9 protein-coding genes are annotated in these 13,002 nt (G+C 73.6%); 8 read left to right on the plus strand and 1 reads right to left on the minus strand.

Annotation, left to right across the window (positions count from 1 at the left end):
- Positions 1-96: 96 nt before the first annotated feature.
- The 7 genes from ACFXGX_RS08285 to cobI are packed head-to-tail and all read left to right on the plus strand — an operon-like array spanning position 97 to position 11,217.
- Positions 97-1,068 carry a cobalamin biosynthesis protein gene (locus ACFXGX_RS08285; RefSeq protein ID WP_384786489.1) on the plus strand — a complete coding sequence of 324 codons (972 nt, stop codon included), beginning with the start codon at positions 97-99 and terminating at the stop codon, positions 1,066-1,068.
- Positions 1,065-2,660, plus strand: coding sequence for a cobyric acid synthase (locus ACFXGX_RS08290; protein WP_384786493.1), 1,596 nt, complete (start codon positions 1,065-1,067; stop codon positions 2,658-2,660). The genes ACFXGX_RS08285 and ACFXGX_RS08290 overlap by 4 nt, the downstream gene beginning before the upstream one ends.
- Positions 2,657-6,310 carry a cobaltochelatase subunit CobN gene (cobN, locus tag ACFXGX_RS08295; RefSeq protein ID WP_384786496.1) on the plus strand — a complete coding sequence of 1,218 codons (3,654 nt, stop codon included), beginning with the start codon at positions 2,657-2,659 and terminating at the stop codon, positions 6,308-6,310. The genes ACFXGX_RS08290 and cobN overlap by 4 nt, the downstream gene beginning before the upstream one ends.
- Positions 6,307-8,355, plus strand: a complete 2,049-nt coding sequence (locus tag ACFXGX_RS08300) for a putative cobaltochelatase (RefSeq protein WP_384786499.1) — start codon at positions 6,307-6,309, stop codon at positions 8,353-8,355. Before cobN ends, ACFXGX_RS08300 begins: the two co-directional genes overlap by 4 nt.
- Positions 8,355-8,954: a cob(I)yrinic acid a,c-diamide adenosyltransferase gene (cobO, locus tag ACFXGX_RS08305; protein WP_384786502.1), complete on the plus strand. Its 600-nt coding sequence runs from the start codon at positions 8,355-8,357 to the stop codon at positions 8,952-8,954. Before ACFXGX_RS08300 ends, cobO begins: the two co-directional genes overlap by 1 nt.
- The gene (locus ACFXGX_RS08310) at positions 8,948-10,471 is read left to right on the plus strand and encodes a cobyrinate a,c-diamide synthase (RefSeq protein WP_384786505.1); all 1,524 of its coding nucleotides are present in this window, start codon (positions 8,948-8,950) and stop codon (positions 10,469-10,471) included. Before cobO ends, ACFXGX_RS08310 begins: the two co-directional genes overlap by 7 nt.
- Positions 10,468-11,217: a precorrin-2 C(20)-methyltransferase gene (gene cobI / locus ACFXGX_RS08315; RefSeq protein WP_384786509.1), complete on the plus strand. Its 750-nt coding sequence runs from the start codon at positions 10,468-10,470 to the stop codon at positions 11,215-11,217. The genes ACFXGX_RS08310 and cobI overlap by 4 nt, the downstream gene beginning before the upstream one ends.
- Positions 11,218-11,291: 74 nt before the next feature.
- On the opposite strand, the gene ACFXGX_RS08320 is transcribed toward cobI, so the two are convergent.
- Entirely contained in the window at positions 11,292-12,020 is a 729-nt protein-coding gene (locus ACFXGX_RS08320; RefSeq protein ID WP_384786512.1) for a ZIP family metal transporter, read from the minus strand.
- Between the two features lie 134 nt (positions 12,021-12,154).
- On the opposite strand from ACFXGX_RS08320, the gene cobM reads away from it, so the two are divergent.
- Positions 12,155-13,000 (plus strand): precorrin-4 C(11)-methyltransferase, encoded by an 846-nt coding sequence (cobM, locus tag ACFXGX_RS08325; protein WP_384786515.1) that lies wholly within the window; start codon positions 12,155-12,157, stop codon positions 12,998-13,000.
- Positions 13,001-13,002: the final 2 nt, after the last annotated feature.

Below are 13,002 nucleotides of genomic sequence, written 5' to 3' on the forward strand. Positions count from 1 at the left end.
GACACCCTGAGTGAGGACATATCGCCATGCGCGGCTGCCCGTTGCCCGTTTCACTGAGTACGAGGGTTCCGCTCCACCCCACGGCCGGCTGACCCCGTGCGTGCCGATCGCGTCTTCGCGTACGGCGCCGCCGCCGGCCTTCTCGGCGACCTGCTGCTCGGCGATCCCCGCCGAGGGCATCCGGTCGCCGCTTTCGGGCGGGCCGCCGCGACCGTCGAACGGACACTGTGGCGGGACCACCGCGGGTGGGGCGCGCTGCACACGGCCGTCTGCGTCGGCGGCGCCACCGGACTGGCCGCGCTCGCGAGCCGTACCGTACGCCGCTCCCGTACCGCCTCGATCGCCCTGACCGCCGCCGCCACCTGGGCCGTCGTCGGAGGCACCTCCCTCGGCCGCGAGGCGCGGGCGATCGGCGGCCCGCTCGCGGCCGGTGACCTCGGCGCGGCCCGGGAGCGGCTGCCGCACCTGTGCGGACGCGATCCGCAGGCGCTGGACGCCGACGGTGTCGCGCGCGCGGTCGTCGAGTCCGTCGCCGAGAACACCTCCGACGCCGTCGTGGGCGCTCTGGTCTGGGGCGCGGTCGGCGGTGTGCCCGGACTCGTCGCCTTCCGCGCCGTGAACACGCTCGACGCCATGGTCGGACACCAGTCCCCCCGCTACCGGCGCTACGGCTGGGCCTCCGCCCGGCTCGACGACCTGGCCGGATGGCCGGGAGCCCGGCTGACCGCCGTCCTCGCGGCCGTGGCCGGACCCGATCCGCGCGGTGCCCTGCGGGCCTGGCGCTCGGACGCCCGCAAGCATCCGAGCCCCAACGCAGGACCCGTGGAGGCCTCGTTCGCGGGCGCGCTCGGCGTGCGGCTCGGCGGCACCCTCTCGTACGGCGGACGGGTCGAGCACCGGCCCGTGCTCAACGGCGCGGGGCGCGCCGTCCACGTCCACGACATCGAACGGGCCGTACGGCTCTCCCGGCGCGTCGGCTGGCTCGCGCTCGGCGTGAGCGCCGCCGGCCGGATTCTGCTCACCGGAGCCGGACGGGTTCCGTCCACCAGGAAGGGACGCACCGCATGAGCGGCGGGCTGCTGATCGCCGGGACCACCTCCGACGCGGGCAAGAGCGTCGTGACCGCCGGGATCTGCCGGTGGCTGGCGCGCCAGGGCGTCAAGGTCGCGCCCTTCAAGGCGCAGAACATGTCCCTGAACTCGTTCGTGACGCGCGAGGGCGCCGAGATCGGGCGGGCGCAGGCCATGCAGGCGCAGGCCGCCCGCGTGGAGCCGACCGCGCTGATGAATCCCGTGCTGCTCAAGCCGGGCAGCGACCGCAGCAGTCAGGTCGTCCTGATGGGAAAGCCGGTGGGCGAGATGAGCGCCCGCGGGTTCTTCGGGACGGCCGGGTCCGTGGCGGACCCCTCGTCAGGTGCCGTGCCGACCGGGGACCGGCTGCGCGGGGGGCGCCAGGAAGCACTCCTCGCCACCGTCCTCGACTGTCTGGCGCAGTTGCGGGGCACGTATGACGCGGTGATCTGTGAAGGGGCCGGCAGCCCGGCCGAGATCAATCTGCGGCGCACCGACATCGTGAACATGGGGGTGGCGCGGAACGCGGGGCTCCCCGTGCTCGTCGTCGGCGACATCGACCGGGGCGGGGTGTTCGCCTCGTTCTTCGGGACGGTCGCCCTGCTGTCCCCCGAGGACCAGGCGCTCGTCGCCGGTTTCCTCGTCAACAAGTTCCGCGGTGACGTGAGTCTGCTGGAGCCGGGGCTCGACATGCTGCACGGCCTCACCGGGCGGCGCTCGTACGGCGTGCTGCCGTTCCAGCACGGACTCGGCATCGACGAGGAGGACGGACTGCGGGTCTCGCTGCGCGGGGCCGTCCGCGAGTCGGCGGTCTCCTCCCCCGTCGGCGAGGACATCCTGCGGGTCGCCGTCTGCGCGGTCCCGCTGATGTCCAACTTCACCGACGTGGACGCGCTGGCCGCCGAACCGGGCGTCGTCGTGCGGTTCGTGGACCGAGCCGAGGAACTGGCCGACGCCGATCTGGTCATCGTTCCCGGGACCCGGGGCACGGTGAAGGCCCTTCAGTGGCTGCGCGAGCGCGGCCTCGCCGACGCGATCGCGCGCCGGTCCGCCGAAGGACGCCCCGTGCTGGGGATCTGCGGCGGCTTCCAGCTTCTCGGCGAGCGCATCGAGGACGAGGTCGAGTCCCGCGCCGGCCGGGTCGAGGGGCTCGGACTCCTCCCCGTACGCGTGCGGTTCGCGCGGGAGAAGACGCTGGCGCGGCCGGTCGGCGAGGCCCTCGGCGAGCATGTCGAGGGGTACGAGATCCATCATGGCGTCGCCGAGGTGACCGGCGGCGAAGCGTTCATCTCCGACGGCCACGGACACAGCCTGGACGGCTGCCGGGCCGGCTCCGTCTGGGGCACGCACTGGCACGGCTCCCTGGAGTCGGACGGTTTCCGGCGGGCCTTCCTGCGCGAGGTGGCCGCCGCCGCGGGCCGCCGCTTCGTGCCGGCCCCCGACACGTCGTTCGCGGCGCTGCGCGAGGAGCAGCTCGACCGGCTCGGCGACCTGATCGAGGAACACGCGGACACGGACGCGCTCTGGCGGCTCATCGAGTCCGGCGCACCGCAAGGACTGCCCTTCATTCCACCGGGAGCACCCGCATGAGCACAGTGTTGTTGTTGTCGACCGCCGACACGGATCTGCTGGCGGCCCGCGCCAGTGGCGCCGCCTACCGGATCGGCAACCCGAACCGGGTGGACGTCACGGGCGAACTCCCCTCGCTCGTCGAGGGCGCGGACCTCGCCGTCGTACGGCTGCTCGGCGGCAAGCGGGCCTGGGAGGACGGGCTGGCCTTCCTGAAGGCGTCCGGGATCCCGACCGTGCTGCTGGGCGGCGAGTCCGTCCCGGACGCCGAGCTGATGGCCGAGTCGTCGGTGCCCGCGGGCGTCGTCGCGGAGGCGCTGCGCTATCTCGTCGAGGGCGGTCCGGCCAACCTGGCCGAGCTGGCCCGGTTCCTCTCGGACACCGTGCTGCTCACGGGTGAGGGCTTCGAGGAGCCGCGGAAGTCGGCGGAGTTCGGCGTCCACGGCGAGCACGCCTTCGTCGAGGGCAGGCCGACCGTCGGCGTGCTGTTCTACCGGGCGCACGAACTGTCCGGGAACACCGCGTTCGTGGACACGCTGTGCGAGGCGATCGAGGCACGCGGCGCCAACGCCCTTGCCGTGTACTGCGGTTCGCTGCGCGGAGCCGACCCGGGCCTGTACGAGATCCTCGGCCGGGCCGACGCGCTGGTGGCCACCGTCCTCGCGGCGGGCGGCACCCACGCCTCGCAGGCGTCCGCGGGCGGCGACGAGGAGGCCTGGGACATCGGGGCGCTCGCCGACCTCGACATCCCCGTGCTCCAGGGTCTCTGCCTGACCTCGTCGAAGGCCGCCTGGGACGCTTCGGACGCGGCCCTGTCCCCCATGGACGCGGCGATGCAGGTCGCCATCCCGGAGTTCGACGGCCGTCTGATCACCGTGCCGTTCTCCTTCAAGGAGCAGGGCCCGGACGACGTCCCGGTGTACGTCGCCGACCCCGAGCGGGCCGCGCGTGTCGCCGGAATCGCCCTGCGGCACGCCCTGTTGAAGCACAAGCCGAACGCGGAGAAAAAGCTCGGGATCGTCTTCACCGCCTACCCGACCAAGCACTCGCGGGTCGGCAACGCGGTCGGCCTCGACACCCCCGCCTCCGCCGTACGGGTCCTCGACGCGCTCCGGGACGCGGGCTACGCCCTGACCGAATACCCCGACAACGGCGACGAGTTGATCCACCGGCTCATCGCGGCCGGCGGCCACGACGTCGAGTGGCTGACCGAGGACCAGCTCGCCGCCGCCCCCGCGCGGGTGCCGCTCGCCGACTACCAAGCCTGGTTCGAGACCCTCGACCCCGCGCTGCGCGAGGGCATGCTGGAGGCCTGGGGCGAGCCGCCGGGCTCCCTCTACGTCGACGGCGACGACATCGTCCTCGCCTGCCTGGAGTTCGGGAACGTCGTCGTGATGATCCAGCCTCCGCGCGGCTTCGGCGAGAACCCGATCGCGATCTACCACGACCCCGACATGCCGCCCTCGCACCACTACCTGGCCGCCTACCGCTGGCTGGAGAACAGTTTCGGCGCGGACGCGGTCGTGCACATGGGCAAGCACGGCACGATGGAGTGGCTGCCGGGCAAGGGACTCGGGCTCAGCGGGGGCTGCGCGCCCGACGCCGTCCTCGGCGAACTCCCCCTCGTCTACCCGTTCATCGTCAACGACCCCGGTGAGGGCACGCAGGCCAAGCGCCGCGGGCACGCCACCGTGGTCGACCACCTCGTGCCGCCGATGGCCCGCGCCGACACCTACGGCGACCTCGCGAAGCTGGAGCAGCTCCTCGACGAGTACGCGCTGGTCTCCGACCTGGACCCGACGAAGGCCCCGGCGGTCCGCGCGCAGATCTGGACGCTGGTCAAGGCGGCCGAGCTCCACCACGACCTGCATGTCGACGACCAGCCCGACGACGGCGACTTCGACGCGTTCGTGATGCACATCGACGGCTATCTGTGCGAGATCAAGGACGTGCAGATCCGCGACGGTCTGCACATCCTGGGCGGCGGCCCGGAGGCCGAACCGCGGGTGAACCTCGTGCTGGCCGTGCTGCGCGCCTCGCAGGTGTGGGGCGGCGCGGCGAACGCGCTGCCCGGTCTGCGCGCCGCGCTCGCGGAGCATTTCGGCCTGGTGGAGAAGGAGTTGCTGGCCGAGCCGGGCGCTCCGGTGAAGGCGGCCGTCGAGCTGACGGACCTCGTCGAGGGCCCGGCCCGTACGGCGGCCGACGCGATCGACCTGCTGGAGCAGCTCTGCCGCCGGGCGGCGCTCGGCATGGAGGAGCGGGGCTGGGACCCGGCCGCCGTGCCCGCGCTCGTGCGGGACGTCCTCGGCACCGAACTCCCCGACGCCGTCGCGGTGCTTGAGTTCGCCTGCCGCGAGGTGGTGCCGCGGCTCGCCCGGACGACGGACGAGATCGGACACATCCTCAAGGCCCTGGACGGCGGTTACATCCCGGCGGGCCCGTCGGGGTCACCGACCCGCGGGCTCGTCAACGTCCTGCCGACCGGCCGCAACTTCTACTCGGTCGACCCCAAGGCGATTCCGTCCCGGCTGAGTTGGGAGGTCGGCCAGTCCCTCGCGGACTCGCTCGTGCAGCGCTACCTCCAGGACACCGGCGACTACCCGACATCGGTCGGGCTGACGGTGTGGGGCACGTCGGCCATGCGCACCCAGGGCGACGACATCGCGGAGATCCTCGCGCTGCTCGGCTGCCGCCCGGTGTGGGACGACGCCTCGCGGCGGGTCACCGGCTTCGAGATCGTCCCGCTCGACGAGCTCGGCCGCCCCCGCATCGACGTCACGGTCCGTATCTCCGGGTTCTTCCGGGACGCCTTCCCGCACGTGGTCGGGCTCCTGGACGACGCCGTACGGGCGGTCGCCGAGCTGGACGAGCCCGCCGACCGGAACTTCGTGCGCAGGCACGCCGACGAGGACACCGCCGAGCACGGCGACCGGCGGCGTGCGACCGCCCGTATCTTCGGCTCCAAGCCGGGCGCGTACGGCGCCGGGCTGCTGCCCCTGATCGACGCCCGCAACTGGCGCTCCGACGCCGACCTCGCCGAGGTGTACGCCGTCTGGGGCGGCTACGCCTACGGACGCGGGCTCGACGGACGGGCCGCGCGCGGGGACATGGAGACGGCGTTCCGGCGGATCGCGGTGGCGGCGAAGAACGTCGACACCCGCGAGCACGACCTCGTCGACGCCGACGACTACTTCCAGTACCACGGCGGCATGGTCGCGATGGTCCGCCACCTCACCGGGGCCTCCCCCGAGGCGTACGTCGGCGACTCGGCCGTCCCCGACCAGGTCAAGACCCGCACGCTGGGCGAGGAGACGCACCGGGTCTTCCGGGCCCGGGTGGTCAACCCGCGCTGGATGGCCGCGATGCGCCGCCACGGCTACAAGGGCGCCTTCGAGATGGCGGCGACCGTCGACTACCTCTTCGGGTACGACGCCACCGCCGGGGTCGTGGACGACTGGATGTACGAGAAGCTCAGCGCGGAGTACGTCTTCGACGCGGAGAACCGGGACTTCATGAAGAAGTCCAACCCCTGGGCGCTGCGCGGGATCACCGAACGGCTGCTGGAGGCCGCCGACCGGGGGCTGTGGGCCGAGCCGGACGCGGACACGCTGGAGCGGCTGCGCGCCACCTATCTGGAGCTCGAAGGCGACTTGGAGGGCGACGACCAGTGAGTACCCCGTTCCCGTTCACGGCGGTGGTCGGCCAGGACGACCTGCGGCTCGCGCTGCTGCTGAACGCCGTGTCGCCCGCCGTGGGCGGCGTGCTCGTGCGCGGCGAGAAGGGCACCGCCAAGTCGACGGCGGTGCGCGCCCTTTCGGCGCTGCTGCCGGAGGTGGCGGTCGTGCCCGGCTGCCGTTTCTCCTGCGATCCGGCCGCCGCCGACCCGGCGTGCCCGGACGGGCCGCACGAGTCGGGGTCCGGCGCACAACGCCCCGCCCGGATGGTCGAGTTGCCCGTCGGCGCCTCCGAGGACCGGCTGGTCGGCGCCCTGGACATCGAACGGGCGCTCGCGGAGGGCGTGAAGGCCTTCGAGCCGGGGCTGCTGGCCGACGCCCACCGCGGGATCCTGTACGTCGACGAGGTCAACCTTCTCCACGACCATCTGGTCGACCTGCTGCTGGACGCGGCCGCGATGGGCGCCTCGTACGTGGAACGCGAGGGTGTCTCCGTACGGCACGCCGCGCGGTTCCTGCTCGTCGGGACCATGAATCCCGAAGAAGGCGAGCTGCGGCCGCAGTTGCTCGACCGGTTCGGGCTGACCGTCGAGGTGGCCGCCTCGCGCGAGCCCGATCAGCGGGTCGAGGTCGTGCGGCGCAGGCTCGCCCACGACGACGACCCGGCCGGCTTCGCCGCGCGCTGGGCCGACGAGGAGGCCACCGTGCGGGCGCGGATCGTGGCGGCCCGCGCACTGCTGCCCTCCGTGCGACTCGGGGACGGGCCGCTGCGGCAGATCGCGGCGACCTGTGCCGCCTTCGAGGTGGACGGCATGCGCGCCGACATCGTGATGGCCAGGACCGCGACCGCGCTCGCCGCGTGGGCGGGACGGACCGAGGTGATCGCCGAGGACGTGCGGCAGGCGGCGCTGCTCGCGCTGCCGCACCGGCGGCGCCGCAACCCCTTCGACGCGCCCGGCCTCGACGAGGACAAGCTCGACGAGACGCTGGAGGAGTTCGGCGGCTCGGACGAGGACCCCTCCGGCGAGGGTTCCTCCGACGACGACCCGGACCCGGACCCGGACGGGCCGGGCGGGGGCGGGCAGCCTCCTCAGGACGGTCCGGACGACGACTCCCCCGCCGGTGACGTCCCGGCGCAGGGCGAGCCCTCGGACGACGGGAAGGCACCGGCCGGACAGGGCGGCGAGCAGTCGCCCGTACGGGCCGCCGAGCCCTTTCGCACGAAGGCGCTGAGCGTGCCGGGGCTCGGCGAGGGCGCGGCCGGGCGGCGCTCGCGGGCGCGGACCGAGCACGGCCGCACGACCGGGGCACGGCGGCCCCGGGGAACGCTCACCAAGCTCCACCTGGCGGCGACCGTACAGGCGGCGGCCCCGCATCAGCGGGCGCGCGGGCGGTCGGGCCGTGGTCTGGTCGTACGGCGGGACGATCTGCGGCAGGCGACGCGGGAGGGCCGCGAGGGCAACCTCGTGCTGTTCGTCGTGGACGCCTCCGGGTCGATGGCGGCGCGGCAGCGGATGGGCGCGGTCAAGGGAGCGGTGCTGTCGCTGCTGCTCGACGCCTACCAGCGGCGGGACAAGGTGGGCCTGGTGACCTTCCGCGGTTCGGCCGCGGAACTCGCGCTGCCGCCGACCTCCTCGGTGGAGGCCGCCGCGGCCCGGCTGGAGTCGCTGCCGACGGGCGGCCGCACTCCGCTCGCGGCCGGACTGCTGAGGGCCCACGAGGTACTGCGGGTGGAACGCCTGCGGGACCCGGCACGCCGGGCACTCGTCGTGGTGGTGACGGACGGGCGCGCCACGGGCGGTCCCGAGCCGGTGGCGCTGGCCGGGCGCGCGGCACGGCTGTTCGCGGCCGAACAGATCGCCTCGGTGGTCGTGGACTGCGAGAGCGGACCGGTCAGGCTCGCTCTCGCGGGCCGGCTCGCGGGTGAACTGGGTGGAACCGCGGTGACGTTGGACGAGCTGCGGGCCGATTCCATCGCCGGCCTCGTCCGGGATGTACAGGGTGCGCAGGGTGCGCACGGGACTTCGAGGAGGGCCGCGTAGTGCCGCAGGGACAGCCGAGTGTCGTACCGGACGACGGCCTGACGACCCGTCAGCGTCGTAACCGGCCGCTGGTCGTCGTGCACACGGGGATCGGCAAGGGCAAGTCGACGGCCGCGTTCGGGCTCGCGCTGCGCGCCTGGAACCAGGGGTGGCCCATCGGGGTGTTCCAGTTCGTCAAGTCGGCGAAGTGGAAGGTCGGCGAGGAGAACGCGCTGCGCGTGCTCGGGGCCTCCGGCGAGGGCGGGACCGTCGACTGGCACAAGATGGGCGAGGGCTGGTCCTGGGTCCAGCGCGACGCGCAGATGGACAACGAGGAGAAGGCCCGTGAGGGCTGGGAGCAGGTCAAGCGCGACCTGGCCGCCGAGACGTACAAGCTGTACGTGCTCGACGAGTTCGCGTACCCGATGCACTGGGGATGGATCGACACCGACGAGGTCGTGGCGGTGCTGCGGGACCGTCCCGGCACCCAGCACGTCGTGATCACGGGGCGCAACGCCCCGGAGAAGCTGGTCGAGCTGGCCGATCTCGTGACCGACATGTCGAAGGTCAAGCATCCGATGGACACCGGCCAGAAGGGCCAGAGGGGCATCGAGTGGTGACGTCCGTTCCCCGGCTGGTGGTCGCCGCGCCCTCCTCGGGCAGCGGCAAGACCACCGTCGCCACGGGGCTGATGGCGGCCTTCGCCGCGCGGGGGCTCGCCGTGTCCCCGCACAAGGTGGGGCCCGACTACATCGACCCCGGCTATCACGCGCTCGCCACGGGACGCGTGGGACGCAATCTCGACGCGTATCTGTGCGGCACGGAGCTGATCGGCCCGCTGTTCGCGCACGGGGCGCGCGGGTGCGATCTCGCGGTCGTCGAGGGCGTGATGGGGCTGTACGACGGGGCCGCGGGCGAGGGAGAGCTCGCGTCCACGGCGCAGGTCGCGAAGCTGCTGCGGGCGCCGGTGGTGCTGGTCGTCGACGCGTCCTCGCAGTCGCGGTCCGTGGCCGCGCTGGTGCACGGCTTCGCCTCCTGGGATCCCGGGGTGCGGATCGGGGGCGTGATCCTCAACAAGGTGGGGTCCGACCGGCACGAGGCCATGCTCCGGGAGGCGCTGGACGCGTCCGGGGTGCCGGTGCTGGGGGTGCTGCGGCGGGCGCCGCAGGTGGACACGCCGTCGCGGCACCTCGGTCTCGTACCGGTCGCCGAGCGGCGGGCGGAGGCCGTGGAGGCGGTCGCCGCCATGGCCGCGCAGGTCTCCGCCGGGTGCGACCTGGACGCGCTGGCGGCGCTGGCGCGCGGTGCCGGTGCCTTGTCGGGTGCGGCCTGGGACCCGGCCGAGGCCGTGGATCTGCCCACCCACGACCACCCGACTCGCTCGGCCGGAAAGCGAGCGCCATCGGTGGCCGGCGCGGGCGCGGAGGCGGTCACCGGCCGCCCGAGTCGCTCGGCCGGGAAGCCGGGGCCACTGGTAGCCGGCGCGGTCGAGGAGGCGTTCACCGACCACCCGACTCGCTGGGCCGGTCAGCGGGCGCCCGTGGTGGCGGTCGCCGGCGGGGAGGCGTTCACCTTCTCCTATGCCGAGCATGCCGAGCTTCTCACCGCCGCCGGTGCCGAGGTCGTCCCCTTCGATCCGCTCCGCGACGAGCACCTGCCGGACGGGACCCGGGGTCTGGTCATCGGCGGCGGCTTCCCCGAGGTGTACGCGGCCGAGCTGTCCGCCAACGAACCGCTGCGCAAAGCGGTGACCGAGCTGGCGTCGGCCGGGGCGCCGGTCGCGGCCGAGTGCGCCGGGCTGCTGTATCTGGCACGGGAGCTCGACGGCCGGCCCATGTGCGGGGTGATCGACGCCGTGGCCCGGATGGACGAGCGGCTCACCCTCGGCTACCGGGACGCGGTGGCCGTCAGCGACAGCGTGCTCGCCGCGGCCGGCACCAGGATGCGCGGTCACGAGTTCCACCGCACGGTCGTGGAGCCCGGCGCCGGGGCGGCTCCCGCCTGGGGGGTGCGCGCCCCCGAGCGGCGCGTCGAAGGTTTCGTGCAGCGAGGCGTGCACGCGAGTTATCTCCACACGCACTGGGCGTCCGAGCCCGGTGTGGCCCGTAGGTTCGTCGAGAGGTGCCTGACGTCATGAGCAGCAAGCTGATCGGGGTCGGGGTCGGCCCCGGCGACCCGGAGCTGGTGACCGTCAAGGGCGTCAACGCCCTGCGCGCCGCGGACGTCGTCGTCGTACCCGTGATGGCCGGGACGGACGGGGAGGACGGCGGCGAGCGGGGCCGGGCCGAGGCGACCGTGCTGCACTACGTGCCCGTCGAGAAGGTCGTCCGCGTGGTGTTCGCGCTCAACGAGCGGAGCGACCGGGGACGGCGCGAGGCCGCCTGGGACGCCGCCGGCGAGCGGGTCGCGGGCCTCCTCGGCCGGCACGGCACGGTCGCCTTCGCCACCATCGGCGACCCGAACGTGTACTCGACCTTCACCTATCTCGCCCACACGATCGGGGAGCTCGTGCCCGGCACGGTCGTGGAGACCGTGCCCGGCATCACCGCCATGCAGGACCTCGCCGCGCGGTCGGGGGCCGTTCTCACCGAGGGGACCGAGCCGCTCACGCTCGTCCCGGTGACCGCGGGCGCGGCCGTGCTCAAGGACGCGCTGAACGGGCCCGGCACGGTGGTCGCGTACAAGTTCGGGCGGCAGGCCGCCGAGGTGGCCAAGGCGCTGCGGGACAGCGGGCGGATCGACGACGCCGTCTGGGGGTCGGCCCTCGGCCTGGACGACGAGTCGATCCGCCCCGCGGCCGAGCTCGACGGCGAGCCGCTGCCGTACCTCTCGACGCTCATCGCGCCCGCGCGCCGCGACGGGACACGCGGCGGAAAACTGTGACCCGCACCCACCCCGCACGCTCGGCGGCCCCCGCGCCCGCGGGGCCTCCGCCGCACCCGGCGGACCGTGCGGGCTCAGCCCGCGAGGCCCACCACCAGCCAGATGAAGGCCACGCCCGCGACCGTGCACAGCAGGGTCGAGCGGGCGGGGTGCTCGTGATGTGCCTCCGGGAGGATCTCGGCGGCGGCGAGGTAGAGCAGTACACCGCCGAAGAGGCCGAGGTAGCCGCCGAGCAGCCGCTCGGGGATGGTGAAGAACAGCGTCGAGGCGGCGCCGATCATCGGGGCCGCCGCGTCCGCGTACAGCATGAGCAGCGCCTTGCGGCGGGCGTTCCCGTACAGGCTCGTGATCGTGTACGTGTTGAAGCCGTCCGCGAAGTCATGGGCGATCACCGCGAGGGACACCGCCAGCCCCATCCCTCCGCCGACCTGGAAGGCGGCGCCGATGGCGACGCCGTCCATCGCGCTGTGGCCGACCATGGCGGCGGCCGCCGTGAGGCCCACCTCGGGCGCGCGTCCGGCGTGCTCGTCACCGCCGTGCGCGGCCTGGCGGTGGGCGAGGAGCCGTTCGACCAGATGGGCCAGCAGGAAGCCGCCCACGAACAGGAGCAGCGCGGCCGGTACGCCGAACACCTCGGTGCCCGCCGCGGCCAGTGCCTCCGGCAGCAGATCGAGGCCGACCACGCCGAGCATCAGGCCACCGGCCAGGCCGAGCACCAGATGACGGCGATCGGTCACCCGCTGCGCGGTCCAGCCGCCGACCAGCGTCATCAGGAACGCGCCGAGCGCGACGAGGACCGCCATACACCCTTGCTATCCGATGCACCCCCGTGCGCGCACATCGGGCGACGGCCCCGCGCCCGCCGAAGCGTTCGCGGCACCCCTGATGCGCAGCACCCCTGATGTCCCGTAGGACTCGTAGGAGAGGACCGATTCCCATGGCCGATGCCCCCACCGGCAAAGTGACCTTCGTCGGTGCCGGCCCCGGCGCCGCCGACCTGCTGACCTTCCGCGCCGGGCGCGCCATCGCCGAGGCCGATGTCGTGATCTGGGCGGCCAGCCTGGTGCAGGCCGAGGTCCTCGGCCACGCACGCGAGGACGCCGAGATCCTCGACTCGGCGACGATGTCGCTGGAGGACGTCGTCGCCGTCTACGAGCGGGCCCGTGCCGAGGGCCTGCGGGTGGCGCGGATCCACTCCGGCGACCCGGCCCTGTGGGGCGGCACGCAGGAGCAGGTCGACCGGTGCGCCGAGCTCGGTGTCGAGACCGAGATCGTGCCGGGTGTCTCGTCCTTCTCCGCGGTGGCCGCGATCGCGCAGCGCGAGCTGACGATCCCCGAGGTCGCCCAGTCCGTGATCCTCACCCGGCTCGGCGGCGGCAAGACGCCGATGCCTCCCGGCGAGGAAGTACGGGAGTTCGCGAAGCACGGCACGACGATGGCGCTGTTCCTGTCGGCGGCCCGCAGCGGACAGCTCGTGCGCGAGCTGCTGGAGGGCGGCTATCCGACGACGACACCGGTCGTGGTCGCCTACCAGGCGACCTGGCCGGAGGAGCTGATCGTGAAGTGCACGATCGGCACGCTGGAGGAGACCGTCAAGGAGCACAAGCTCTGGAAGCACACGCTCTTCCTGGTCGGCCCCGCCCTCGACGCGAGCGGCACCCGCTCGCACCTCTACCACCCCGGCCATTTCCACGGCTTCCGCAAGGCCGACCCGCAGGCGCGCGCCGAGCTGCGCGCCGCCCGCCGAAGCGGTGCGGGCAGTGCGCAGGGCCCCGCGTCGTGAGT

It is taken from the genome of Streptomyces sp. NPDC059371, from assembly GCF_042751995.1.
GTDB lineage: Bacteria > Actinomycetota > Actinomycetes > Streptomycetales > Streptomycetaceae > Streptomyces.